Source organism: Martinezella sp. CNPSo 3732 (assembly GCF_057784515.1).
Genome location: NZ_JBXSOO010000034.1, coordinates 1 through 24,483, shown reverse-complemented (window position 1 = coordinate 24,483; position 24,483 = coordinate 1). Strand labels below are relative to the sequence as shown.

The 24,483-nt window shown below is 60.6% G+C and carries 22 protein-coding genes and 1 tRNA gene; 8 read left to right on the top strand and 15 right to left on the bottom strand.

Going from position 1 to position 24,483, the window contains the following annotated elements; genetic code table 11:
- Positions 1-34: 34 nt before the first annotated feature.
- The 6 genes from AC13RM_RS30355 to AC13RM_RS30330 form a co-directional block, all read right to left on the bottom strand.
- Positions 35-1,186: a GGDEF domain-containing protein gene (locus tag AC13RM_RS30355; protein ID WP_488556047.1), complete on the bottom strand. Its 1,152-nt coding sequence runs from the start codon at positions 1,184-1,186 to the stop codon at positions 35-37.
- Between the two features lie 197 nt (positions 1,187-1,383).
- Positions 1,384-2,424: a dihydroorotase gene (pyrC, locus tag AC13RM_RS30350; RefSeq protein ID WP_488556046.1), complete on the bottom strand. Its 1,041-nt coding sequence runs from the start codon at positions 2,422-2,424 to the stop codon at positions 1,384-1,386.
- Between the two features lie 144 nt (positions 2,425-2,568).
- Complete coding sequence (locus AC13RM_RS30345; RefSeq protein ID WP_440479795.1) at positions 2,569-3,201, bottom strand: nucleoside triphosphate hydrolase; 633 nt, start codon at positions 3,199-3,201, stop codon at positions 2,569-2,571.
- Positions 3,198-4,007 (bottom strand): ATP-binding cassette domain-containing protein, encoded by an 810-nt coding sequence (locus AC13RM_RS30340; RefSeq protein WP_174175513.1) that lies wholly within the window; start codon positions 4,005-4,007, stop codon positions 3,198-3,200. Before AC13RM_RS30340 ends, AC13RM_RS30345 begins: the two co-directional genes overlap by 4 nt.
- Positions 3,983-5,047, bottom strand: a complete 1,065-nt coding sequence (locus AC13RM_RS30335; RefSeq protein ID WP_374824861.1) for an ABC transporter permease — start codon at positions 5,045-5,047, stop codon at positions 3,983-3,985. Before AC13RM_RS30335 ends, AC13RM_RS30340 begins: the two co-directional genes overlap by 25 nt.
- A gap of 171 nt (positions 5,048-5,218) precedes the next feature.
- Positions 5,219-6,244: a sugar ABC transporter substrate-binding protein gene (locus tag AC13RM_RS30330; RefSeq protein WP_095433852.1), complete on the bottom strand. Its 1,026-nt coding sequence runs from the start codon at positions 6,242-6,244 to the stop codon at positions 5,219-5,221.
- Positions 6,245-6,495: 251 nt separating this feature from the next.
- Here AC13RM_RS30330 and AC13RM_RS30325 point away from each other — a divergent pair, with 251 nt between their 5' ends.
- Positions 6,496-7,743, top strand: a complete 1,248-nt coding sequence (locus AC13RM_RS30325) for an ROK family transcriptional regulator (protein ID WP_488556045.1) — start codon at positions 6,496-6,498, stop codon at positions 7,741-7,743.
- Positions 7,727-8,161, top strand: a complete 435-nt coding sequence (locus AC13RM_RS30320; protein ID WP_174175521.1) for an RbsD/FucU family protein — start codon at positions 7,727-7,729, stop codon at positions 8,159-8,161. The genes AC13RM_RS30325 and AC13RM_RS30320 overlap by 17 nt, the downstream gene beginning before the upstream one ends.
- Positions 8,162-8,285: 124 nt before the next feature.
- Here AC13RM_RS30320 and AC13RM_RS30315 read toward each other — a convergent pair whose 3' ends face one another.
- The 5 genes from AC13RM_RS30315 to AC13RM_RS30295 form a co-directional block, all read right to left on the bottom strand.
- Positions 8,286-9,323: a 4-hydroxyproline epimerase gene (locus AC13RM_RS30315; RefSeq protein ID WP_113232786.1), complete on the bottom strand. Its 1,038-nt coding sequence runs from the start codon at positions 9,321-9,323 to the stop codon at positions 8,286-8,288.
- A 174-nt stretch (positions 9,324-9,497) separates the two neighbouring features.
- Positions 9,498-10,790 carry an alpha/beta hydrolase gene (locus AC13RM_RS30310; protein WP_113232798.1) on the bottom strand — a complete coding sequence of 431 codons (1,293 nt, stop codon included), beginning with the start codon at positions 10,788-10,790 and terminating at the stop codon, positions 9,498-9,500.
- A gap of 559 nt (positions 10,791-11,349) precedes the next feature.
- Positions 11,350-12,231, bottom strand: a complete 882-nt coding sequence (locus tag AC13RM_RS30305; protein ID WP_113232787.1) for an aldo/keto reductase — start codon at positions 12,229-12,231, stop codon at positions 11,350-11,352.
- A 214-nt stretch (positions 12,232-12,445) separates the two neighbouring features.
- Positions 12,446-13,090 carry a TetR family transcriptional regulator gene (locus AC13RM_RS30300; protein ID WP_440479789.1) on the bottom strand — a complete coding sequence of 215 codons (645 nt, stop codon included), beginning with the start codon at positions 13,088-13,090 and terminating at the stop codon, positions 12,446-12,448.
- 59 nt (positions 13,091-13,149) lie between these two features.
- A complete protein-coding gene (locus tag AC13RM_RS30295) occupies positions 13,150-13,797 on the bottom strand; it encodes a class I SAM-dependent methyltransferase (protein ID WP_488556044.1) in 648 nt (215 codons plus the stop codon).
- 217 nt (positions 13,798-14,014) lie between these two features.
- Between AC13RM_RS30295 and AC13RM_RS30290 the strand changes: the two genes are divergently transcribed.
- On the top strand, positions 14,015-14,935 hold the full coding sequence (locus AC13RM_RS30290) for an oxidoreductase (protein WP_440479787.1): 921 nt from the start codon (positions 14,015-14,017) through the stop codon (positions 14,933-14,935).
- A 75-nt stretch (positions 14,936-15,010) separates the two neighbouring features.
- On the opposite strand, the gene AC13RM_RS30285 is transcribed toward AC13RM_RS30290, so the two are convergent.
- Positions 15,011-15,484, bottom strand: a complete 474-nt coding sequence (locus AC13RM_RS30285; RefSeq protein ID WP_440479786.1) for a BA14K family protein — start codon at positions 15,482-15,484, stop codon at positions 15,011-15,013.
- A 149-nt stretch (positions 15,485-15,633) separates the two neighbouring features.
- Between AC13RM_RS30285 and AC13RM_RS30280 the strand changes: the two genes are divergently transcribed.
- Together AC13RM_RS30280 and AC13RM_RS30275 are read left to right on the top strand one after the other, a co-directional pair.
- A complete protein-coding gene (locus AC13RM_RS30280; RefSeq protein ID WP_374824878.1) occupies positions 15,634-16,083 on the top strand; it encodes a MarR family winged helix-turn-helix transcriptional regulator in 450 nt (149 codons plus the stop codon).
- On the top strand, positions 16,080-17,636 hold the full coding sequence (locus tag AC13RM_RS30275) for an MDR family MFS transporter (RefSeq protein ID WP_374824881.1): 1,557 nt from the start codon (positions 16,080-16,082) through the stop codon (positions 17,634-17,636). Before AC13RM_RS30280 ends, AC13RM_RS30275 begins: the two co-directional genes overlap by 4 nt.
- Positions 17,637-17,743: 107 nt before the next feature.
- Here the strand turns inward: AC13RM_RS30275 and AC13RM_RS30270 are convergent.
- The 3 genes from AC13RM_RS30270 to AC13RM_RS30260 form a co-directional block, all read right to left on the bottom strand.
- Positions 17,744-17,820: transfer RNA gene (locus AC13RM_RS30270), tRNA-Arg, on the bottom strand.
- Between the two features lie 125 nt (positions 17,821-17,945).
- Positions 17,946-19,466, bottom strand: a complete 1,521-nt coding sequence (locus tag AC13RM_RS30265; RefSeq protein WP_374824884.1) for an ATP-binding protein — start codon at positions 19,464-19,466, stop codon at positions 17,946-17,948.
- 159 nt (positions 19,467-19,625) lie between these two features.
- Positions 19,626-21,632 carry a HAMP domain-containing methyl-accepting chemotaxis protein gene (locus AC13RM_RS30260; RefSeq protein ID WP_374824887.1) on the bottom strand — a complete coding sequence of 669 codons (2,007 nt, stop codon included), beginning with the start codon at positions 21,630-21,632 and terminating at the stop codon, positions 19,626-19,628.
- Positions 21,633-22,051: 419 nt separating this feature from the next.
- Between AC13RM_RS30260 and rpmH the strand changes: the two genes are divergently transcribed.
- The 3 genes from rpmH to yidC are packed head-to-tail and all read left to right on the top strand — an operon-like array spanning position 22,052 to position 24,415.
- Entirely contained in the window at positions 22,052-22,186 is a 135-nt protein-coding gene (gene rpmH / locus AC13RM_RS30255) for a 50S ribosomal protein L34 (RefSeq protein WP_041677194.1), read from the top strand.
- A gap of 25 nt (positions 22,187-22,211) precedes the next feature.
- On the top strand, positions 22,212-22,613 hold the full coding sequence (gene rnpA / locus AC13RM_RS30250; RefSeq protein WP_374824891.1) for a ribonuclease P protein component: 402 nt from the start codon (positions 22,212-22,214) through the stop codon (positions 22,611-22,613).
- Positions 22,613-24,415 (top strand): membrane protein insertase YidC, encoded by a 1,803-nt coding sequence (gene yidC / locus AC13RM_RS30245; RefSeq protein WP_113232797.1) that lies wholly within the window; start codon positions 22,613-22,615, stop codon positions 24,413-24,415. The genes rnpA and yidC overlap by 1 nt, the downstream gene beginning before the upstream one ends.
- The last annotated feature ends 68 nt before the right edge of the window (positions 24,416-24,483 follow it).

The following is a 24,483-nucleotide window of genomic DNA, read 5'->3' as shown; positions in this document are numbered from 1 at the left end:
TGTGGTGGCGGTGCAGTTCGCGAAAGTTTACCGGTTAGACCGCCCGCAGATAGGCGGCGACCTCGACACGGTTGCGGCCGTTTCGCTTCGCCTCGTAGAGCGCCTTGTCGGCGGCCCGAAGCACATCGTCAAAGCCGACCCCTTTGGCGGTGCCGGTCGCGACGCCCGCGCTGACGGTGCAGGCGAAAGATTTGTCTTCAATGCTGACCACTCGTGCCGCAAAAGCATCGCGTACCCGCTCTGCCACCTGCTCCGCACGACCCGGCAGGGCGTTGTCGAGAACGAGCGCGAACTCCTCGCCGCCAAGACGGGCCACAGTATCGGAAGAACGCAAGCCGAAGGAAAGTTCCTCGCCGAAAAGCTTGAGTACGAGATCGCCGGCGGCATGGCCATGCTGATCGTTGATCGTCTTGAAGCGATCTATGTCGAAGATGATGACGGCCATCGAGGCACCGAAGGACCGGCGGCCGTAGAGATCGAACAGCGCGCGGCGATTGAGCAGCCCGGTCAGGGAGTCGGTGATCGCCTCCTGACGGTGAAAGGCGGCCTGACGCCATTGGTGCAGGGCCAGCGACAACGCCCCGATCCCGGTCATTCCGGCAATGCAGATCGCGAGACTCAAATCCTCCGCCCAATTGTTGGGCGCGTGACCGAGCACCAGCTTGCCGTCGGCGATCAATACGGCCGCGCATAGCGCGAAGGAAATCGCCGTCAGCGTGTAAAGCGCGGTGATGCCATAGAGCGGCGTCGGCGCCTCGCGCCGGCTCAGCCAATATTCACGCGCTGTCAGAAGCAGAAGAACGCAAATGACGACGTTGTCACCGATGAAGGCCAGCCCGTCATAACCCGCCAGCATCGGCCCGACCGATGCTGCTATGCCCACCAGGCAACCGAGGGCGAAGCGGATTTTGGAAAAACGGCGCTTGCGGAACTGATAACCCGCCGCCCAGATCGCCGCGAAGCCGATGAAGAACAGCACGAAGGTCAGAATTGCGAAAATCGGGCGCGGCGTGTCGACGTAGGAACCGTAGATGAAGATGCCGCCAACGAGAGGCACAAGGCCGGCCGAACACGTCAGGAGAAAGGTATCGGGCCGACGCGAAAACCAGCTTCCGACCAAGGTGACCGCAAGACATGAGGCGGAGACACCGAGGGCCAGAAGAAGCGAGTTGTAATCGACCAGCATCATGCTCTTTCAACGGTTTGATTTCTACCGCAGGGGATTGCTGCCACGCTAGGCCGCCAAGGGTATCAAATTAGTTACGGCAAATAATAAAGAAAATGTGTTTCAACAAAATATACGTTCAAAATCGCGGCATACACCAATTGAGTGCCGCAATACAGTCTTATATATTTATTTTGCTTATGTAGATTAAACTAAAATTAGATCTCGACGTCCCAGTGCAAAGGGAACATCGGGTCGAAAACGGTGACCGGACCGGCGCCAGTTTCGATCTTTGCCGGGAAGGTTACAGCCTCCGGCCGGCGTACGAGCGTGATGCTATCCTCGTTGACCGGCAAGCCATACCAGGCCGGACCGTTCAGCGAAGCAAAAGCCTCAAGCCTGTCCAATGCACCTTCCTGCTCGAAGACATGCGCAAGGCAGCTCATGGTGTTGATCGACGTATAAATACCGGCGCAGCCGCAGGCGCATTCCTTCAGCGGATCGACATGCGGCGCCGAATCCGTGCCGAGGAAGAACCTGGCATCGCCGCTGGTTGCGGCCGCACGCAAGGCCAGACGATGGTTTTCGCGCTTGGCGACCGGCAGGCAGTAATAATGCGGGCGAATACCGCCGACGAGGATGGCATTGCGATTGATGATCAGGTGATGCGTCGTAATGGAGCCGGCGAGATTTGCCTTTGCCGACTTGATGTAGTCCACACCGTCCGCGGTGGTCACATGCTCCATGGTGACCTTCAGTTCAGGCAGGCGTTGGCGCAACGGATCGAGCACGGTTTCGATGAAGACGGCTTCACGATCGAAAATATCGACGTCCGGCGTCGTGACCTCGCCATGAACGCAGAGCGGCAGGCCGATCTTCGCCATGCGCTCCAGCACCGGCATTGCCTTGTTCAGATCGCGCACGCCGCCATGTGAGTTGGTTGTCGCACCCGCCGGATAGAGTTTGACGGCCGATATAAGGCCGCTCTTCTTGCCTTCTTCGACGTCGTCAGGATTGGTATGTTCCGTGAGATAAAGCGTCATCAGCGGCTGGAATCGATCACCCGCCGGCAGCGCTTTGAGGATACGCTCGCGATAGGCGGCAGCATCCGCCGTTGTTACCACAGGCGGCACGAGATTGGGCATGATGATGGCGCGGGCGAAATGCCGGGAGGTATCAGCAATCACGCCTTCCAGCATGGCTCCGTCACGCAAATGCAGATGCCAGTCGTCGGGACGGCGGATGGTGAGCTTTTGCATGGGCGCGACCTCTGGAAATGTGAGCGCGATCTTGTCTGGAAGCCGTCTCGGCCTCTTCGGGATCTGGCTCTTTGATATCGCGCTTCGATAGCACCATACGCCCTCGCAAAACAATCCGCGACGGCGGTTAAATGATGGGCGAGGTCAATCCTGCACGATATCGAAGGTAGCGTCCGCGCGGCGCCGGTTCTCAAGAATCAGGCGGCCATTCGGCAGATCGTTGCCATAAACCTTGGCCCAGGCGGCCTCTTCATCAAGATCGTAGCCCCTCCAGCGCGCCCAGAGCCGCTCCTCGAGCACTTCCATGGGAGGGGCGAGCATGATCGAATAATCGAACAGGCCTTCCAGCTCGGCCCATTTGCCCTGGCTGAACAGCAGATAATTGCCCTCGATGACGATGAAGCGATGATCTGCCGAGACGATGCGGGCCGAGGCGATGGCAATCTCTCGTGAACGGTCGAAGACCGGCACGAGGACCTCCTGATCGGCGACGCGTACCGCCTTGACGATATCGAGGAAGGCGCGCACGTCGAAACTGTCAGGCACGCCCTTCCGCTTCAAGAGTCCCTTCTCGATCAGGACGGCATTGTCCATATGGAAGCCATCCATCGGCAGAACTTCGGCGCTCTCACCCCTCGCCTTCAGCGCCTTGGCGACATTATCGGCCAGGGTGGATTTGCCGGCGCCGGGCGGGCCGGCGATCGCGACCAGGAAGCGTTTCGCGTTGCCGGCGCGGGCGATGATCTCGCCGGCAACATCGTCAAGAGAAGCACTCATGCAGCAACATTCTCAACCGGGGGAGCCTTGGCGCCGGTCATGAAGGCAACAGCATCGGACATCGAATAATCCTTGGGATTGATGACGGTCAGGCGTCGTCCAAGGCGATGGATATGGATACGGTCCGCAACCTCGAAGACATGCGGCATATTGTGCGAGATCAGGACGATCGGCAAGCCGCGCGCACGCACATCAAGGATGAGTTCGAGAACCTTGCGGCTTTCCTTGACGCCAAGGGCTGCTGTCGGTTCGTCCATGATGACGACCTTGGAGCCGAAGGCGGCGGCACGGGCGACGGCAACGCCCTGGCGCTGGCCGCCGGAGAGCGTTTCCACCGCCTGGTTGATGTTCTGGATCGTCATCAGGCCGAGTTCGGTCAGCTTGTCACGGGCGCGCTTTTCCATGGCCGGCCGGTCGAGCATGCGGAACACCGAGCCAAGAATGCCGGGCCTGCGCACTTCGCGGCCGAGGAACATGTTGTCGGCGATCGAGAGCGCCGGCGATAGGGCCAGGTTCTGGTAGACCGTTTCGATGCCGGCCTCGCGCGCTTCCATCGGCGAGCGGAAGTGGACGGGCTTGCCTTCCAGCTTGATCTCGCCCTCATCCGGGGTGACTGCGCCGGAGATCGCCTTGATCAGCGAGGATTTACCGGCGCCGTTGTCGCCGATCACGGCAAGAATCTCGCCGGGATAGAGATCGAAATCGGCGTTGTCGAGCGCGGTCACACGTCCATAGCGCTTGACGAGGCCACGCGCGGTGAGAAGGGGTTCGCCAGTCGTGGTCATGCCGATACCTTTCTGATCCATTGATCGATCGCGACGGCGCCGATGATGAGCACGCCGGTCAGAAGCACCTTCCACTGCGGGTCGGCGCCGAGCATGTTGAGGCCCATGGAGACGACGCCGACGATCATGGCGCCGAAAAGCGTGCCGAGGATCGAGCCGCGGCCGCCGAAGAGCGAGATGCCGCCGATCACGGTTGCTGTGATTGCCTGAAGATTGAAATCGGTCACCGCGGAAGACGGCGAGACCGACCCGTTGCGGCCGATGGAGACCCAGGCGGCAAGCGCTGCGATCAATCCCGAGACGCCATAGACGGCAAGAAGCACTTTCTTGGTCTGGATACCGGCAAGTTTTGCAGCTTCCGGATCGTCGCCAACGGCATAGACGTGGCGGCCCCAGGCCGTGTGATTAAGGACATACCAAAGGCCGATGACCAGAAGGACCATGGCGATGACGCCGAGGGTCAGCACGGCACCGCCGACGCGGAAGCTCGCAGCGAACAGATGCAGCAGCGGCGCCTTTTCATCGACATCGGTGTCGCGGATGGTTTCATTGGCGGAATAGATGAAGTTCGTCGCCATAACGATATTCCATGTGCCGAGCGTCACGATGAACGGCGGCAGCTTCATATTGGCAACCAGGAAACCGTTGAGCAGCCCGCAGATCCCGCCCACCACCATGCCGGCGGCGATTGCGACGGGTGTCGGCAAGCCGTATGTCACGGCGACATTGCCCATGACGACCGAGGAGATGACCATGATGACGCCGATCGAGAGATCGATGCCGGCGGTCAGGATGACCAGCGTCTGGGCCGCGCCGAGAATACCGACGATGGCGATCTGCTGCAGGATGAGCGTCAGCGTATAAGCGGAAAAGAACTTCCCGCCGATCGTGATGCCGAAGATCACGATCGCCAGCACCAGGACGATCAGCGGCACCGCCGCCGGCGTCGAATGCAGAAAGTGCTGCACGCGCTTCAATAGAGAGACATCGTTGTGCTCGAACGAAGCGACATTCTTGTCGCTGCTATCGAGAACACGTTCGAATTCCTGTGCTCCGGACATAATTATTCCTCCGCCACCGCGCATGTGCGCGGAAACCGCCGGCTGTTGGGGGCCAGCCAGGATCTGACCCGACCGACGTGACTGTTTCGATTGTCTGCTCCCTGTAAAAGAGCCGCGCCAGCAGGCGCATGACGCGGCTCCCGAAGGGACTATATCACACTTGTGAGGGGCTTAGCCCCAGCACTTGTTCAAGCCTTCCTTGGTGTCGATGGATTTCAGGCCGGAGACCGGCTTGTCCGTCACCAGGGAAACGCCGGTGTCGAAGAAGCTCTTGCCTTCGGTCGGCTTCGGCTTTTCACCGCTATCGGCGAACTTCTTGATGGCCTCGACGCCGAGGGCTGCCATCATCAGCGGATACTGCTGGGCGGTTGCGCCGATGACGCCATCCTTGACCGACTTGACGCCGGGGCAACCACCGTCGATCGATACGATCAGCACCTGCTTTTCGAGGCCGACAGCCTTCAGGGCCTGATAGGCGCCGGTTGCAGCCGGCTCGTTGATCGTGTGGATGACGTTGATGCTGGAATCCTTCTGTAGAAGGTTTTCCATGGCCTTGCGGCCGCCCTCTTCATTGCCGTTGGTGACGTCATGGCCGACGATGCGCGGATCGGTTTCGTCGCCGATCTTGTTCGGATCCTTCGGGTCGATGCCAAAGCCGATCATGAAGCCCTGGTCGCGCAGAACGTCGACCGACGGCTGCGACGGCGTCAGGTCGAGGAAGCCGATCTTGGCATCCTTGGCCTTGTCGCCCAGGGTTTCCTTGGCCCACTGGCCAACGAGCTTGCCGGCGAGCAGATTGTCCGTGGCAAAGGTGGCATCAGCGGAATCAGCCGGCTCAAGCGGTGTGTCGAGCGCGATAACAAGCAGACCGGCGTCACGTGCCTTCTTGACGGAGGGAACGATGCCCTTGGTGTCGGATGCGGTGATCAGAATGCCCTTCGCGCCATCGGCAATGCAGCTCTCGATCGCGGCAACCTGGCTTTCACTGTCGCCATCGATCTTACCGGCATAGGACTTCAGCGTGACGCCGAGTTCCTTGGCCTTGGCGGTCGCGCCTTCCTTCATCTTGACGAAGAAGGGATTGGTATCGGTCTTGGTGATGAGGCAGGCGGATACGCCGGCGGCCTTGGCAGGTGCGGCAAAAGCAACGCCGAGCGCCAGGGCGGCAACGGCTGCGGAAATAACGGATTTCTTCATTCAATCCTCCCGATGTTTGAAAAGCCGGACCCTCCGGCTGTCGCGGGCTCACTTCGAACCCGGTTAAAGATGCGTCAAGCCTGTCGGATTGTTTTCGGTAGACCTCCTCCAAGGCTATGTGCGCATCCCCGACGGCCAATATCAGACCCTAAAGAAATCCACCTGTCAATAAATAAATCGGATTGAATTATTAATTCGATGTGGCATTCTGGAAGAAAATAAGGCATGGCCATGATGGAAGGAGCAGGCCCATGTCTCTCGTACATGACCCGGAGGACACACCGACAACACCCGCGATTCTCGACCCCTCCGGGGGCGCGAACCAGCTTGGCGTGCGCGCCCATAACGAACGGCTCGTGCTGTCGCTCGTGCGCCGTCACGGCGCGCTTTCGAAGGCCGATATCGCGCGGCGGAGCGGGCTTTCGGCGCAGACGGTGTCCGTCATCATGCGGGAGCTGGAAAAGGACGGGCTGCTATCCCGCGATGCGCCGGTCCGCGGCCGCGTCGGACAGCCGTCCACTCCCATGCGGCTCAATCCGGACGCCGTACTTTCCTTTGGCGTCAAGATCGGTCGGCGCAGCGCCGACCTCGTGCTGATGGATTTCGTCGGCGGCATCCGGATGCAGCTCCATCAGATCTACCCCTATCCGCTGCCGCAGGACATCATCACCTTCGTCGCGGCCGGCATCAAGGAACTGGAAGGGCGCCTCAGCGAAGAGCAGTGCAGCAAGATCGCGGGAATGGGCGTTGCCGCCCCGTTCGAGCTTTGGAACTGGGCCGAGCAGGTGGGCGCGCCGCCAGGAGCGATGGATGCCTGGCGAGGCTTCGATCTAAGAGCCGAAATCGCCTCGCGTGTGTCTTACCCCGTCTTTCTGCAAAACGACGCCACCAGCGCCTGCGGTGCCGAACTGGTCTTCGGCGTCGGCCCCCATTATCCGGATTTCGTCTATTTCTTCATAGGCTCGTTCCTTGGCGGCGGCATCGTCTTGAATTCGTCCGTCTTCGTTGGCCGGACCGGGACGGCCGGCGCACTCGGCCCCTTGCCCGTGCGCGGCCGCAACGGCGAGAACCGCCAGCTTCTTGAGATCGCTTCGATCTTCGTGTTGGAAAACCTACTGCGGGATCACGGTTTCGACCCCCGCCCTCTATGGTATTCGGCGGATAATTGGATCGATTTCGGCGAGCCGCTGGAGATCTGGATCCAGGATACGGCCAAGGCTCTCGCACAGGCGATCGTCGCCTCCGCCTCCGTTCTTGATTTCAGCGCGGCGGTCATCGATGGCGGCTTTCCCGGCTGGGTGCGGGAACGCGTGGTGCGCGCAACCATCAAGGCAGCGGCGGAACTGGATCTTCAAGGTGTCGTCATGCCCGAGATCATCGAGGGTGCCGTGGGGCCGCAGGCCCGCGCCATCGGCGGCGCCAGCCTGCCGATCTTCGCGCGCTACCTCATCGACCAAAACGTTCTTTTCAAGGAGATTGAGCATGCTGAAGGGCATTGACCCGCTGTTGAGCCCGGAACTTCTGGCGACGCTACGCGCCATGGGCCACGGCGACGAGATCGCCCTCGTGGACGGCAATTATCCCGGCCTCGAACATGGGCGCCGCCTCATCCGCCTCGACGGCCATGGCGTCATTCCCGTGCTCGATGCGGTGCTGAGCGTGCTACCGATCGACGATTTCGTACCGCAGGCGATATTCCGGGCGACCGTCAAGCAGGACCGCGATGCCGTCGACCCCGTCCATGCGGAGATGATCGAGTGCTGCGCCCGGCATGTGCCCGACATCAAGGTCGTGCCGCTGCTGCCGGCGGAATTCTATGAACGGGTGCAGCGTGCGCATGCGCTGATACAGACCAGCGAGCCGCGGCTCTATGGGAATATCATTCTGCGCAAGGGTGTGATTTATCCCAAGGGGTAGTGATGACGGCTTGCCCCAAAGCCCCTCATCCGCCTTCGGCCACCTTCTCCCCGCCAGCGGGGAGAGGCTAGGGTGAGGGGCTAAGCTGTTGAAAAGGCAGGCAATGGCTGCCGATACTCTACCCTCAAATATCGCCCGCAGAAGGTCCCCAGACATCCGTCATGGCAAAGCCTCCCGCCATCGGGTCGAACGGATCGAGCGCCACCTGGCTGAGGCCGAAAGTGAAGCCGCGCCCGGTGATCGTCGGGATGATGGCCGGCTTGCCGGCCACTTCGGTCTCCGCCTGCAATCCCACTTCGAACTCCGACCCGATGATCGAGCGGGACTTGAAGACATCGCCGACCTTGGCCTTGCCGCGGGCGTGCAGCGTCGCCAGATTGGCGGAATTGCCGGTGCCGCAGGGCGAACGGTCGGCGCGGCCGGGCCACATGGTCGTGCAGGTGCGGATGGCGCCATCGGCATCGATATCGCGGAACATCACATAGGCAACGCCCGAGATCGCCGGAATTTCCGGATGAACTACGGTCATCGCCCGGTTGATCGCTTCCTTGAGGCTCATGCCGGCCTGCACGAGGGCGGCCGCATTTGCCTTTTCGATCTTCAAGCCGATCTGACCGACATCGACGAGAGCATAGAAAATCCCGCCATAGCAGAGGTCGAGCTTGATCTTGCCCCATTGCGGCGTGTCGAGCTCCACGTCCAACTCATGCACGAAGGACGGCACCATGGTGAGCTGCACCTTTTCGCAGCGGCCGTCGCGGCAGGTCGCGGTGGCGCGGACGAGGCCAGCGGCGGTATCGAGCGTGACGACGGTTTCCGGCTCCTTCATCTCGACAATGCCGGATTCGAGCAGCGCCGTGGTCACGCAGATGGAGTTCGAGCCGGAGCTTGCATGCGCCTGATCGGGCTGCAGGATGATGAAGCCGGCATCGGCCTCAGGATGCTTTGCCGGCAGCAGCAGATTGACGGAGCCGATCGGCGCACCGCGCGGCTCCAGCACGAGGAAACGGCGCAGCTCCTGACCCTTCGGATCGGTATTCAGCCAATGAAGCTGCTCGGCAATGCTGTTGCCGGGGATCTTCGGGACGCCGCCAATGGCAACCTTGCCGATTTCACCTTCGCAGTGGACATCCAGCAGCTGGATCGTGCGCTTCCATCTCATTTCACAGGCTCCCATCAGACGTGTTGCGTCATGCCGCCGCCAATGGGGATATTCTGGCGGGTAAAGCGAGCCGGCGCCATGCGCAAATCTCTGATATATCAGATCAAGCAGCGTGGCTATGGTATTTTGCGGCAGCGCTGAACCGCCTCCGCCCAGAAATTTGCTGTGAAAGCGCTATTGCTTCAATGCGTCGCCGACATTGTTGCCGGTTGCCTCGACGCTATCGCCCAGCGAGCCGACGGTATTGTTCGCCGATGCACCGACGCGACGCCATTGCTCGCCATAATTCGCGCGTGTCCGAGGATCGAAAATGGCAATCGGAGCGCTGACGGCAGCACCCGCGACACTGCCGACCGTCTGGGCCGCACCCATGGCGACCGCGCCCACGGCATCGCCGATGCCGACATCGGAATCGGTGATCGTCTGACCGGCAATCAACCGTGCGCCGATCAGCTTCACCACTTCCGGGCTTTCGGCGAACTTGCCGTGATTGAGGCCATCGCCGGTCTTGAGCTTGGTGAGATCCAGCACGGTGATCCCCTGCTTTTCCAGCTCGCTGCGATAGGGCTCGGCGGTGGGATCGATCTGACCGAGCCGGTCGATATTGCCGGAAATGCGCCGCGACAGCGAAAGAGCGCGGTCGTCCCGCGAGACGAACAGCGTGAAGTGCGGCTTGTCCTTGCCGAGTGCAGCGAACTGCCGGCCGAAGACATCGACGTCGAGATCGGGCGAAGCGAGGATGACGTTGTTGATCTTCGGCGCGACGCGGCCGTTGCGGATCGCCATCTGCCGCAGCGATTCGACTGCGAGCCAACTGCCCATCGAATGCGCCATGAGGGTGATATCGCCGACAGCCGGATCGGCCGCAACGCGACGCAGCAGCTCTTCCAGGGAGTCGCGGGAATAGTTCGTGCTTTCCTTGTCGTAGGCATAATCGAAAATGCTGGCGCGCGACGGCCAGGTGAATACGATCGGCGCGACGTCGGCATGCGAATCGTGAACGATCTGCGCAAAGCGGTAGACGGCATCCTCATAGCGGTTGTTGAAACCATGCACGAAGATCAGCACCCGCTTGTTCTTTGGCAATTCCGCATGCACCCAGGCTCGCCCATCCGCTTCGGTCGCGAGTGGCTTGACGCCGATCGTGACGAAATTCTTCAAAGGATTGCCCGGCAAGCGGCTCGGCCACTGCACCTGACCGACCTTGCGATTGGCCTCCGGCGGAATGGAGACGCTGACGGCATCTACCTTGAGCCCCGGTCCGCGCTCGCCCGAAAACAGAATGGCCGGGTCCTTGTCCGGCAGGCGTGTCGTCGCGACGAGGAGGTCGACCCTGGATGTGCCCGGCACGTTTTCACTGATAGGCTGCATGACCCCGATGGGGCGGCCGCATGCGGCGAGCGACAACGTGGCAACGACAGCTACAGTTCGGAAAAACAGCTTTCTCCATCGGTCCGAACCCGCCATGCGCTGCATCATGCAACCCTTCCTTACCGCCATAACGTCGCGCCACTCTACGCATGGATACCTGCGGCGCAAGCGACTCCAGCGGTTCTTGACCACATGATGCGATGCTAATTCGCGGCGGCATTGCAAAGGCGCAACGCCTTTAAAGATCCGGAAAATCACTGAGGAAGATAAGATAAAAAAGAGCCCGATGCGGGAGGAGGATGCATCGGGCTCTTGATCCGGATTGGCAACTGGGAGGAGGAGGAGTGTTGCCAATCATTGAAGGAGCGCTGGGAGGAGGAGTGCGCTGCCTTCGAGGGATTAGATATAACGCTGGCGACTGCATGAACAGATCATCTTTCGCATTGCAGCAATGCAGCGAATGCATTGCTTTCTTCGCAGATGCCGAAAATATCGCATAGCGCCGGCATTTCGAGGCTTCCAGCGCCTATTTTGCAGTCGTTCTTTGCCAATTCCGCAAGATTCACATGATTGTGATCATCACTTTTGCATGGGAAGCGCCGTTCGCCGAGATATGGCCGGTGGGTTATGTCCCGCCGGCCAAACGATTTTCAGCTCACGCCGCCTTGAAGGCCTTCTTGCCTTCGGCATCCAACGCTGTGAATTCCTCATCGGAGAGGACGATGTTCACGGCGGCGGTATTTTCCTCGAGATGCTTGACCTTGCCCGTTCCGGGAATCGGCAGCATCACAGGGCTGCGCTTCAGCACCCATGCAAGCGCGATCTGGCTCGGAGCGGCATTGTGCTTCTTCGCGATGGTGTCGAGCAGAGAGCCTTCCTTGGCGAGATCGCCGGCGGCCAGCGGGAACCACGGGATGAAGCCGATGCCGTGCTTTTCGCAATAGTCGAGCACGTCTTCGCTGGTGCGATCGACCAGGTTGTAGCGGTTCTGCACCGTGACGACCTTGAAATGCTTCGATGCGGCTTCGATGTCGGCAACAGTCACTTCGCTCAAGCCCGCGTGGCGGATGATGCCGTCATCTAGCAGCGACTTCACGGCATCGAACTGCTCCGCCGCCGGCACCTTGGAATCGATGCGATGCAGCTGCCAGAGATCGATACGATCGACGCCGAGGTTGCGCAGGCTCTTGTGCGCCTGCTGGATCAGATATTCAGGGCGACCCACCGGCACCCAGACATTCGGGCCGGTTCGGGTAAGACCGCCTTTGGTCGCAACCACGAGACCATGACCGTAGGGATGGAGAGCCTCCTTGATCAGACGTTCGGAAACATCCGGGCCATAGGAATCGGCCGTATCGATGAAATTGATGCCGAGTTCCGGCAGGCGCCTCAGCGTACGGACAGCTTCGTCATGGTTCTCTGGCTCACCCCATATACCGGCGCCGGTGATACGCATGGCACCGAAACCGAGACGATGTACGGGAAGGTCACCGCCGATCTTGAACTGACCGGACTTGGCTGCGTCGAATTCTGACATGGTTATAGTCCCTTTTGCTGATCTGAAATGTATCTGGCGTTTCCGGCATCCTCGGAGGAGCCGAGACTTGAAGGGCAAATCGAGGGTTTCGCGAGGGAGAGATATAGTCGCGACCCGATACTACATGGGTCTGCATCGCGGCATATGCAATGCATCGCGATGCACGATGCGTCGCGATCGATCAGGGCGGCTTCCCTGGGTTAGCCCGGCGCAGTCATGGGCGCCGTTGCACCTGCTCGCCGAGATCGGCAAGCGTGGCCCAAAGCTCATCGAAGAGGTTACGAGCGAACTGCTCTACGGAAACATCCTGCGGAGATTGCATCCAGCGCTCGCTGCCTATGCGCAGCATCGTCACGACAGCGGCCGCAAGCATGCCAAGGCGAAGACGCTCCTCCTGGCTGCCGCTGCCGCGGGCAAACAGTGCATCCGCAAGCTTCTTTTCCAGCTTGGCATATTTGAGTTGGTCGCGTGCTTGAAGCGTCGGCGTATTGTGAATCAGGGCCGCCAGAGCAAGGCTCTGCGGATCCGCGATGGCCGCACGAAGAGCAGAATTGACGGCCGTCTCGATGACCTCGACGATTGAAGTACCTTCGGGCTGTGCGGCAACCGCGCCGATCAGCTCGCGGGCAAAACCATCCTGCCAGGCGGCAACCACCTCTTCCTTGCTGGGGAAGTAATCGAAGAAGCTACGCTTGGAAACATCGGCGGCTTCCGTGATGTCCTCGATGGTGGTGGCTTCAAAGCCACGCTCGAGGAACAGCCGCAGGGCGGCAGCTTCAATGCGTTCGCGGGTTTGACGACGCTTACGCTCGCGCCGGCCTTCCTTTACCGCGCTATCGACATTCGGCTTTTTCGCCATCCGCTACCCCCGGCACTCACTAAGGGCCGCCCCAAATCGGCCTTGCCGGCTTCCGGCACCTAGGCGCTGATTCCGGCATTCTCTCCGGTGCTACGATATTTGGAGCCGATGATCGAGAGCTCCAGAGGATTTTGCCGCGATATCCTGTAGACGCCGGCAGGCGGAATGTTGCGCACCGTACCGCCGATGCGCTTTGCGGTGAGCCCAAGGCTTTCAAGGATCGGCTTCTGCACCGGACAGCGCGGGCCATAGGTAAACTGATAGAAAGCCCCTCCCGGCTTCATCGTCTCGAAGGCACCGCCGACGATGGCCGTCACCTTGGAAGGCGGCATGGACAGCAATGGCAGTCCGCTGATCACGGCGCCGAAAGGCGCGTCATCGAAAAGACCGCATTGGCCGAGCTGCGCCGCATCCATATGCACCACCCGCGCTTCGGGGAAGCGCTCGCGCAGGCGGACGGCAAACTCCTCGCCGAACTCGACGAGCGTCAGCGCGCTTTCCGGAATACCACGCGTAAGCAACGCCCGCGTGAATACGCCGGTGCCTGGGCCGAGCTCAAGGATCGGACCATCCAACGGCTCGATCTCCTGCGTCATCAATCTTGCCAGCCGCTCGCCGGAGGGCGCCACCGCCGCAACCCGCATGGGGTTGCTCACCCAGGAGCGGAAGAACTGCACGAAATCAGCGCATGAGGTCTTTGTCGTCATTCCGCAAATCCAATCTTCGACCATAAAGCATGATGAGTGCCGAACAGCATGGCAATTCAAAGGCGCGCCACGCCATTCGACTGTTGAAAGTCCTTGATACGCAAGCGTTGTCGTATGTTTTACGCTTATTTATTTTCATTCAATGCAAACTTGCATTTAGTATATGAATTACCAGATACAATGGGCAATGCCAAAATCTCTTCGCAGGAGCTCCGCAATGCCAAACTGGACAATAAAGGATATTCCGCCGCAGACGGGCTGTATCGCAGTCATTACCGGCGCCAACAGCGGTATCGGCTATGAGGCAGCAAAGGCTCTGGCAGGCGCCGGCGCCAAGGTCATCATCGCCTCACGGAACGAGGCCAGGGCCAAAGAGGCACTCGCCAAGATCCGTGCGGCAACACCGGGCGCAGACGTGACATTCGAGGCGCTCGATCTTGCCAGCCTCGATTCCGTCGCGCGCACGGCAACCCGCATCGCCGATAGGCTGCCGCATATCGATCTGCTCATCAACAATGCCGGCGTCATGGCCATCCCGGACCGGCACGAGACCGAAGATGGTTTCGAGATGCAGATGGGCGCCAATTATATCGGCCATTTCGCCTGGACGATGCGGCTGTTGCCAAAGGTTTCTGGGGCCGAAAATCCGCGAGTGGTCACGGTGAGCAGCCTGGCGCATCGCAGCGGCAGGATCAATTTCGACGATCTGCAGTGGCGCAAGCGCTATCGTCCCTGGCCCGCCTATTGTCAATCGAAGCTGGCAACGCTGCTCTTCAGCCTGGAGCTCGATCGCATCGCACGCGCCGAAGGCTGGAAGCTTAAAAGCATTGCCGCCCATCCTGGCTATGCCGTTACCAGTCTTCAGACGACAGGACCTCGCATGGGCCGCGACAGGCCGGGCAGTCTTGAACTCCTGACGAAACTGCTGGGACCGTTTACATCGCAATCGGCAGCGGCCGGCGCCCTGCCGACGCTCTTTGCTGCCACGGCGCCGGAGGCGGAAGGCGGCGCCATGTATGGCCCGAACGGTTTCTATGAACTCAAGGGTCCGCCGGTACGTGCCAAGATCGCCGCTCATGCCCGCGATCAGGCAATCTGGCGGCGGCTGTGGGATGTCTCCGAGCAGTTAACCGGTTGAAGACACCCCTTCCCGCAACGGCCTGAAAAGAAATCCTCCTCCGCGGAACGGAGAGGGATTTCGATATGCGCGATGTCACCGGCTAACGCACTGACGGCGCGGACCATTGGTCGGCTGATAGGTATTGTCCGACACACGATAGGTCTTGTAGCGGCTCGCACACCAGCGAACATGCGCGCTGCCGCGCGGTGGCTGCGAAACGGCCCCGCCGATGATTGCGCCCGCGGTGAAGGCGGCCATCGGATACCACCAGCCATCGTGGCGCCGGTAGCCCGGACGATGATACCGATAGCCGCGATGGCCATGCCAATAGCCCGGGCGATAATGCGGACGGTAGTGAGGACGATAATGCGGACGGTGACGCCCGCGATAGTGCCTGTTGTGGTGGCGATATTGAACTTCGGTCAGGCCGGCGGGCTGATTGTCCGTCTGCTGGATTGCCGGCTGGATCAGCGGCTGGATCGGCGCGGCGGCCGCCGGGTCGAAAGAGGTTACCGCAAGCAGGGCGCTCAGGGCAGTCACTGTTACGGTTGTCAGAAATCGTTTCACAGCTCTTCTCCTCCTATCGAGTCGTAATACTGATGAACAACGCGCAATGATTGAAAACCTTTCACAATATTATCGCTTGCGCAAGTACAAGCCGCGCGATAGGGATATAGATAGGAAGCCTATCTATCTATGTGCGAACGAGGCTATCGATGAGCAAAGCCGACCGTCATCACGGGGCCGAGGAAGCCTATGCGCTGGCAGAGGCGTTGCGTCCTGCCCTCCATCGCCTGCATCGACAATTGCGGCGCGAGAGCGACGAGGCCGGGCTGTCGCCGCTGCACGCCTTGTTGCTCGTCGCCATCATTCAACAGCCGGGCGTCGGCGTTGCCGAACTGGCGCGGTTGGAGAGACTGCGCGGACCGACGATTTCAGGCCATGTGAAGGCGATGGAGCGGGATGGCCTCATTGCCCGTTCCGAACCGGACCCGAGCGACCGCCGCCGCAATGGTCTCGTGGCGACCAAGAAAGGTGAGGAAATCATCCGAAGCCTGAAACGGCGCAGGACTGACTGGCTCGCCTCCGAACTCGCCAAATTGTCGCCGCAGCAACGCGATGCCATTCGCGCCGCAATCGAACCGCTCATGGAGATCGGACAATGAATACGGCTCGTCCGAATGCTGTCCCACCATCCGCTCCGACGGCAGGCGACCCGCCCGATCGCCGCGAGATCCGCGCCGTCATCCTAGGCCTGATGATCGTTCTCGGCCTCGGCGCCATCGACCAGAGTATCGTCGCAACGGCGCTGCCGCGCATCGTCAGCGATCTCGGCGGACTGACGCATCTCTCTTGGGTGGTCAGCGCCTATGTGCTCGCCTCGACCAGCACCATGCCGCTCTATGGCAAGCTCAGCGACCAATACGGCCGCAAGCCGATGATCTATGCGGCAATCCTCATCTTTCTTCTCGGCTCGGTGCTGAGCGGCATGGCGCAAACGCTCCCGCAGCTCATCATCTTCCGAGCGATCCAGGGGATCGGCGCGGGCGGATTGCTGCCGCTGGCGCAGATCATCATCGGCGACATCGTGCCGCCGGCCAGACGCGGGCGTAATCAGGGTTCGATCGCGGCCGTCTTCGCCGTCTGCAGCGTCATCGGCCCGATCGCCGGCGGCGTCATCACCGATCTTCTGTCATGGCACTGGATCTTCTACGTCAACCTGCCGATCGGCGCTGTCGCCCTCGTCATGATCGGCCGGGCGCTGAAGCGCCCGCATCAGGCGCGCAGCCGCCGCATCGACTATCTCGGCGCGGCGCTGCTGACCAGCTGTACGACGAGCTTCCTGCTGGTGCTCGCGCTCGGCGGCAATGAATGGGCCTGGAACTCGCCTGAAATCTTCGGTCTTTCAGCGCTTGCACTCGTTCTCTTCATCTTTTTCATCCTGCATATCCAGCGTGAAGCCGAGCCGGTGCTGCCGCCCGATCTCTTCCGCAACCGGCTCTTCGTTGTCGCCTGCATCGTGCTCGCCATCACCTTCATGGGCATGCTGGGAGCAAGCCTCTTCTTTCCGCTGTTCTTCCAGATGGTCATGGGGGTCAGCCCCTCGCATTCCGGCCTGCTCACCGGCCCGCTGATGATCGGCGTCGTCATCTCCTCCATGGTCAACGGGCGCGTGCTGCTGCATCGCTTCGGGCGCTACAAGCCGGCACAGCTCTGCGGCCTCAGCCTCGCAACCGCCGCCTTCGCCGTACTCGCCTGGGCTGCAGCCACCAGCCAGGGCTTCTGGATCATCGAGCCGGCGATCTTTGCGCTTGGCCTCGGCCTTGGCCTCGTCATGCCCACCATGACGATCGCCGTCCAGAATGCCCTCCCCCTTGCCCATCGTGGCGTGGGGACGGCGACGCTTGCCTTCTGCCGCTCGCTCGGCGGCCTCATCGGCGTCACCGGCTCCGGCGCCATTCTTGCCTATCGCGTTCAGAATGCCGGCAGCATCCTCGATGGGATGCATGGTTCCTCATTGACCGAAGCCGGCATGAAGCAGCTCGCCGCCGCCTCCCCGGAGGCGCATGACGCCGCGATAGCGCTCTATCGCCACGCGATCGCCATGACTTTCTCGACGGGAACGGCGATCGTGGCCTTGGCGCTGATCGTGCTGTTGTTCTTGCCGGAACTGCCGTTGGCGACGGATCATGGGCAGGAAATGAAGCGCCAAGGTTGATCGACGCAAAGAGGACGTCAGTCCCTCAACGCGTGCAGCGATTATCCAGCGACAGATCCATAGTGCATAAGCATTATGCCGTCAGTCAAAAAAGCAGATGGAGGAAATGGCGCACCCGAAGAGATTCGAACTCCTGACCCCCAGATTCGTAGTCTGGTGCTCTATCCAGCTGAGCTACGGGTGCGTGGCCGAAACGGAAGAAACCGTTGGCGTGGGCGGTTCTCTAAAGCGTCCCTTGAGGGAATGCAAGTGGATTTCTGAAAAAGATCGCAATTTTCGCGCATCTTGATGCCAAGCAGCTGAAAACAATCAATTTTCTTGCAGGCTTCTGCTGCGGTAATCATCAAGGGATACCGGGCGGTCGGGAATTTCGATGCGGAACTGTGTGCCGGCCGCCGGTTTTTCGACGAGCGCGATCGTGCCGCCATGGGCAAGGACGAGCTCACGGGCGATCGCCAGGCCAAGGCCGGTGCCACCCGAGCGGGCCGAGCCACGGAAGGCGGTGAATAGATTCTCCCTCGCCTTTTGCGGCATGCCCGGGCCGGTATCGTCGACGGTGATGCTGACGACACTGCCGATTCGGTGCGCCGAGACCGTGATCCGCCTGACGCTATCGGGCTCCGCCTCGCCGAAAGCGATCAGCGCCTGATGGGCGTTGCGGCAGAGATTGTGGATGACGCGGAACAGCTGCTCGCTGTCGGCATCAACCTCCAGGTCCGGGCTGAGCTGCTCGATGAACTCGATGCCGCTATCTGGATCGATCGCCAGGATATCTCGGACCTCCTCGATGAGCTCGAATATGCGAATCTTGCGCCGACGGGGCGCCGATTCGGAAGTCTGGCCAAAGGAGAGGACCTCGGTCGTATAGCCGACGGCGCGGTCGATGGTGCGCAACAGCTTTGGGGCGAAGCGCTTGACCATCGGGTCGTCGACATCGACCAGGCGATCCGACATCAGCTGCGCGGCCGAAAGGATGTTGCGCATGTCATGATTGATTTTCGACACGGCGAGGCCCAGCGCTGCCAGGTTCTTCTGCTGCTTCAAGGTTTTCTGCAATTGCGACTGCATCGCGGCGAGATGCCGGCCGGCCACGGCCAGTTCGTCCCGCCCCTTCACCGGCGCAAGAATACGGCCGGGATCCTCCGGATCATCGGAATAGGCCTGCATGCTATCGGTCAAGCGACGGATGGGACGGATCATCATGCGATTGATCGCGAAGAAGATCAGCGTTGCGGTGAACAGCGAGATCAGGATGGAGACGAAGAAGACGCTGGTCGAATAGGCAAGCATGGCGTTGCGCAGCCGGGTATCCTTCAGCACCACCTCGATACCGATATTGGCATCGCCGCCGACCGGACCGAACACGCGGATGATGCGATTGCCGCCAAACAGCAGCGTATCGAGCGCATCCTTGATAGCGGTGAGCTGGGACACGTCACTGAGATCGTATTTCTCATCCACGGCGGCCGGCATCTCGGCCGTCGCCAGCAGCCGCGACGTGCCGTCCTTGCGCAGGACGATTGCCCGCGTGCCCGTCGCCATCAGCGTCTCCTTTTGCAGAGCACGCGGCAGTTCGGCCGGCTGCAGACCGTCGATGACGATGGCGGCAGCGGCGGCGGTGTTCAGCCGATCCTGCAGCCAGCGCAGCCGCATATTGGCGACCGAAGGCACGAAAATCAGCACTTCCGCCAACGAGATGAAAACAACGGTGAGGATGAGGAGCTTGCCGGAAAGGCCGCCGAAAATACCTGTGGGACGGTAAAGCTGTGACAGGCGGCCTTTCTCGACCTTGCCGTTCTTTACGGCATCCTTGTCCTGCCCACTGTCCATTTCAATTGTCCCGCTTCGCTTAAAAAGCGATCTGATGCGACCTGATCGAAACTAGATAATAGGCGATTGTGGAGGTTTTTCCAATCGGCTCGGGATTTTGACGGAAGGTAAGGCCGGCAGCGACGCTCAGGCGCCGCAGCCAGCCTCGTATCTGACGGATCAGAACTCTTCCCAGCCTTGCGCCGTCGTGGCCGGAGCAAGCGCTCCGCCGGCAAAGGCGGTCGCGACCCTGTCGATCATGCGGCGTGCCGGCGAAGCGGCCGGACGATGCGTCTCGGCGCGTGCTGGAACAGGAGCGGAAACATTGGCTGCGTCCACCTTGAAGCGCGAAACGAGCTGGACGAGACCATCCGCTTCGGCTGCCAGGCGATGGGTCGCGGCCGAAGTTTCCTCGACCATAGCTGCATTGCGCTGGGTAACTTCATCCATCTGGTTGACGGCCTTGTTCACTTCGGACAGGCCCGTTGCCTGCTCACGCGCCGCCGTCGCTATCGAGTGGATGTGGTCGTTGATCCTGAGCACACGGGCCTCGATAGACGACAGTGCTTCGCCGGTTGCCTGCACCAGTTTGACGCCGACCTGCACCTCGTTACCGGATTTGCCGATCAGCGCCTTGATATCCTTGGCAGCTGTCGCGGAGCGTTGCGCAAGCTCGCGTACTTCCTGGGCAACCACCGCGAAGCCCTTGCCCGCCTCGCCGGCGCGCGCGGCCTCGACGCCCGCATTCAACGCGAGAAGATTGGTCTGGAAGGCGATATCGTCGATCACGCCGATGATCTGGCTGATCTCGCCCGAGGCCTGCTCGATGCGCCCCATGGCGTCGATCGCGTTGCGGACGACCGTGCCGGAACGGGCCGCATCGTCCTTGGCTTCGCTGACCATGACGCTGGCCTCGCGCGCCCGCTCCGTGGAGTTCTGCACGACGGATGTGATCTCGTCGAGCGCTGCCGAGGTCTCTTCCAGAGCAGCCGCCTGCTGTTCGGTGCGCTTGGAGAGATCATCACTGGCGTGACGGAGCTCATTGGTGTTGGAGTTGATCGAACCGGTGGTGCCGCGCACTTCGCTCATGGTGCTCTTCAGCGTCTCGAATGTCGCGTTGACGTTCTGCTGCAGCTCGGCGAAGGCGCCCTGGAAATTGCCCTTCATCGCCTGGGTCAAGTCGCCCTCGGCCAAGCTCGCGATGACGCGGCGGACTTCGCCGATACCCGTGTCGACGCTCACAAGCAGCTCGTTCACATTGCCGGCGAAACGATTGAGGTTGACGTCGCCATAGTCCTTCTCGATGCGCTGGCTGAAATCGCCGGCTGCCGCGGCGGAGACCGCGAGAGACATGCTCGACTGAAGCTCGTCGCTTTTTGCGCGCAGGGCCGCTTCCTCGGCATTCATGCGGCGCACGGCATTGCCGTTTTCCTTGAAGACGTCGACGGCTGCCGCCATCTCGCCGATTTCGTCCCGACGGCCGGCAAATGGCACCTCGATATCGAAATGGCCGTCAGCGACATTCTTGATCGCATCGGTCACCTTGCGGATCGGGCGGCTCAGATGAACCGTTCCGATATAGGCGCCGAGGCCGACGCCCGCCACGATACCGGCAATCATGATTCCGAGGACGACCCACAGGACGCTGCTGTGAAAGGCTGCAATCTCGGTCTCTGCCTTTGCAAGTTCCGCCTTGTCGGTCTGGACGATCGCATCGATCTCAGCCTGGAAAGCCTTGCGGTTGGCGCGGTTGGCTTCATTGTTGCCCTGCTTGCCGGCGGCATCCGGACCATCCGTCACGCCGAGCCTGGCCGTTTCCGTGCGAAAGGCGCGAAACTCCTGGGCGCGGGCCTGCAGCTTGGTGAATTCCGGCTTCTGCGTATCCGGCACCAGAGGCGCCCAGCTCGTCAGCACCTTGTCGATTTCGTCGAGATCGGCCATCAGCCCATCGGCAAAGGGTTTGGAATCCTTTGCCGCGGCAGCGGCATAGATGCCGCGCGCTTCCATGACCACCGCGGTCACGTAGCGGTTCAGATGCTCGCCCATGTAAGCGCGGCTCGCCGTCTGCTCGTAGCTCTGTAATTTCTGGTCATATTGATGCAATGCATAGAGGGCCGTGGCGCCGATCAGAAGCGCCGCCCCAGCCATGACAGATACAAGCAGATTTATTTTGCCGCGAATTTTCACAATACCCCTCCGGCGCAGATCCCATCCCCCGTAAATCGATGGGTTTTACGACATAGAGCTAGATATCGGCTAAAATCATTAACGTTATATTGAGCTATTTTTAATCTAGACATGCGGCATTCCCTACTATACTTTCCGTATATTTTAGAATATCCGGAATCTATATTTAAGGTTGCATGCACATTCGCTAGAGCCTGACGCCAAATGACGCGCCACCGCCGCCAACAGCGCGAATTTGCCTGATTTCAAGGAATCTGCGCCCTTATAATTGACTTCCGGAGGCTTGATCCGTATAAGCCCGCGCACGTCCGGTCATGGAGCCTGCATTTGCGGGCCAAGTCCGTTCGCCATAATCAACAACGCTCCTTGCTATCAAAAGCAAAGCTCAAGAAGGGCCGCACTCCGCGGTGTTTAAATAAATGAAGCGTACCTACCAACCATCCAAGCTTGTCCGCAAGCGTCGTCACGGCTTCCGTGCGCGCATGGCCACCAAGGGCGGCCGTGCGGTTCTTTCCGCTCGCCGTAACCGCGGCCGCAAGCGTCTTTCGGCCTAAGGGCCGAAGTGCCCGATAATCCAGGATGGCGGGCAAATTGACGAATGAACGACCCAAAAAGACTGTCGGGCGGCTGAAAAGCCGGCCGCAGTTTCTTGCAGTCCGCGAAGGCGAGAAGCGCAGAGGCAGCTTCTTCCTCATCGAAATGCTGGACCGCAAGACCGCCGACGCCGAACCCCGCGTCGGTTTTACCGCTACCAAAAAACATGGCAACGCGGTGGAGCGCAACCGCATGCGGCGCAGGCTGAAAGAAGCCGTGCGGCTTCACGCCGGATTTGCAATGCAGCCCGGACACGACTATGTGGTTGTCGCGCGACGCGAGGTGCTGACCGCGCCTTTCGAAAAACTGGCGAGCGAACTCGTAAGCCGCATCGAAACCAGGCCGAAACACCGGCGGTCGGAAAAGGACCGCTCCAGGAAAGTATGATGGAAAACAACCGCAATTACTTCATTGCAATTGCACTGTCTGTGCTGATTGTTCTCGGCTGGCAGTTTTTCTATATGAACCCACGCCTCGAAGCGCAGCGTCAGGCCGAGCAGGCCGCCAAGCAGCACCAGCAGGCGCAGCAAGCTCAGCCGACGCAGTCGCCCGCAACGGGTGCCGCCGTGAACGGTTCGCTGCCCGCAGGTGGTCAGACGGCGCCGACGGTTCTCACCCTCGAGCAGTCCGTCGCCAAGACCGCTTCGTCGCGCGTCACCATCGACACGCCTGCCCTTGCCGGTTCCATCAATCTGGAAGGCGCCCGCTTCGACGACCTCCAGCTCAAGGCCTACCACGAGACCGTCAGCAAGAGCAGCCCGATCATCACGCTCTTCAGCCCGGCCGACACCAAGGACGGCTATTTCACCGAACTCGGCTATGTCGGCAGCGACGCGACCGGCGCAGTCCCCGGCCCCTCGACCCTGTGGAAGCTTACCAGCGGCGACAAGCTGACCGACAAGACACCGGTGACACTGTCCTACACCAATGACAAGGGCATCACCTTCAGCCGCACGATCTCCGTCGACGATCGCTATATGTTCACGATCACAGACAAGATCGCCAACGCCAGCCAGGCTCCAGTTTCTCTGTCGAGCTACGGCCGCGTCACGCGCTACAACAAGCCCGAGACGCCTTCGGCCTACGTCCTGCATGAAGGTTTCATCGGCGTCATCGGCGATGACGGCCTGATCGAGACCAAATACGCCTCGACCGAAAAGGAAGCCACGACGCCCGCCAAGGCGACCGGCGGCTGGCTCGGCATGACGGACAAGTATTGGGCCGCGACTATCGTGCCGCCGCAATCGACAGCCTATGACGCCCGCTTCTCACACTTTACCGATGGCACTCCGCGCTATCAGGCCGATTACAAACAGGATGCGGTCACTATCGCTCCCGGCCAATCGCAGGATCTGAAGAACCTCGTCTTCGCCGGCGCCAAGGAAGTCCCGGTCATCGACCGTTACGAGACGAGCTACTCGATCCCGCGCTTCGACCGCCTGATCGACTGGGGCTGGTTCTATTTCATCACCAAGCCGATGTTCAAGCTGATGGATTTCTTCTTCCGCTACTTCGGCAATTTTGGTGTCGCCATCCTCTGCACCACTATCGTCGTCAAGGCGCTCTTCTTCCCGCTCGCCAGCCGGCAATACGCCTCCATGGCGAATATGAAGCGCGTGCAGCCGAAGATGGAGGAGCTGAAGGCCAAGTTCGGCGACGACCGCATGGCCCTGCAGCAGGCGACCATGCAGCTTTACAAGGAAGAGAAGATCAATCCGATCGCGGGCTGCTGGCCGGTGCTTCTGCAGATCCCGATCTTCTTCTCGCTCTACAAGGTGATCTACATCACCATCGAAATGCGCCATGCGCCGTTCTTCGGCTGGATTCAGGACCTTTCCGCTCCCGATCCGACCTCGATCGTCAACCTCTTCGGCTTGCTGCCGTTTGCGGCTCCGACCTTCCTGCATCTCGGCGTCTGGCCGCTGATCATGGGCGTCACCATGTTCTTCCAAATGCGCATGAACCCGACGCCGCCGGACCCGACCCAGGCGATGATCTTCAACTGGATGCCGCTGGTGTTCATGTTCATGCTGGCAAGCTTCCCCGCCGGCCTCGTGATCTACTGGGCCTGGAACAACACACTCTCGGTCATCCAGCAGTCGATCATCATGAAGCGCCACGGCGTGAAGGTGGAGCTCTTCGACAATCTGAAGGGCCTCTTCAAACGAAAACCGGCACCATCGAAATGACGAAAAAAGACCCCGCTGATGTGAACTGACCCCATAAAGTTGGACGGTTCATAGGCTGGGATGATTTG

Bases quoted from the DNA above. Each gene is read 5' to 3' on its own strand.
- AC13RM_RS30355 (WP_488556047.1), bottom strand. From the start codon at position 1,186: ATGCTGGTCGATTACAACTCGCTTCTTCTGGCCCTCGGTGTCTCCGCC.
- pyrC (WP_488556046.1), bottom strand. From the start codon at position 2,424: ATGCAAAAGCTCACCATCCGCCGTCCCGACGACTGGCATCTGCATTTG.
- AC13RM_RS30345 (WP_440479795.1), bottom strand. From the start codon at position 3,201: ATGAGTGCTTCTCTTGACGATGTTGCCGGCGAGATCATCGCCCGCGCC.
- AC13RM_RS30340 (WP_174175513.1), bottom strand. From the start codon at position 4,007: ATGGATCAGAAAGGTATCGGCATGACCACGACTGGCGAACCCCTTCTC.
- AC13RM_RS30335 (WP_374824861.1), bottom strand. From the start codon at position 5,047: ATGTCCGGAGCACAGGAATTCGAACGTGTTCTCGATAGCAGCGACAAG.
- AC13RM_RS30330 (WP_095433852.1), bottom strand. From the start codon at position 6,244: ATGAAGAAATCCGTTATTTCCGCAGCCGTTGCCGCCCTGGCGCTCGGC.
- AC13RM_RS30325 (WP_488556045.1), top strand. From the start codon at position 6,496: ATGTCTCTCGTACATGACCCGGAGGACACACCGACAACACCCGCGATT.
- AC13RM_RS30320 (WP_174175521.1), top strand. From the start codon at position 7,727: ATGCTGAAGGGCATTGACCCGCTGTTGAGCCCGGAACTTCTGGCGACG.
- AC13RM_RS30315 (WP_113232786.1), bottom strand. From the start codon at position 9,323: ATGAGATGGAAGCGCACGATCCAGCTGCTGGATGTCCACTGCGAAGGT.
- AC13RM_RS30310 (WP_113232798.1), bottom strand. From the start codon at position 10,790: ATGGCGGGTTCGGACCGATGGAGAAAGCTGTTTTTCCGAACTGTAGCT.
- AC13RM_RS30305 (WP_113232787.1), bottom strand. From the start codon at position 12,231: ATGTCAGAATTCGACGCAGCCAAGTCCGGTCAGTTCAAGATCGGCGGT.
- AC13RM_RS30300 (WP_440479789.1), bottom strand. From the start codon at position 13,090: ATGGCGAAAAAGCCGAATGTCGATAGCGCGGTAAAGGAAGGCCGGCGC.
- AC13RM_RS30295 (WP_488556044.1), bottom strand. From the start codon at position 13,797: ATGACGACAAAGACCTCATGCGCTGATTTCGTGCAGTTCTTCCGCTCC.
- AC13RM_RS30290 (WP_440479787.1), top strand. From the start codon at position 14,015: ATGCCAAACTGGACAATAAAGGATATTCCGCCGCAGACGGGCTGTATC.
- AC13RM_RS30280 (WP_374824878.1), top strand. From the start codon at position 15,634: ATGAGCAAAGCCGACCGTCATCACGGGGCCGAGGAAGCCTATGCGCTG.
- AC13RM_RS30275 (WP_374824881.1), top strand. From the start codon at position 16,080: ATGAATACGGCTCGTCCGAATGCTGTCCCACCATCCGCTCCGACGGCA.
- AC13RM_RS30265 (WP_374824884.1), bottom strand. From the start codon at position 19,466: ATGGACAGTGGGCAGGACAAGGATGCCGTAAAGAACGGCAAGGTCGAG.
- rpmH (WP_041677194.1), top strand. From the start codon at position 22,052: ATGAAGCGTACCTACCAACCATCCAAGCTTGTCCGCAAGCGTCGTCAC.
- rnpA (WP_374824891.1), top strand. From the start codon at position 22,212: ATGGCGGGCAAATTGACGAATGAACGACCCAAAAAGACTGTCGGGCGG.
- yidC (WP_113232797.1), top strand. From the start codon at position 22,613: ATGGAAAACAACCGCAATTACTTCATTGCAATTGCACTGTCTGTGCTG.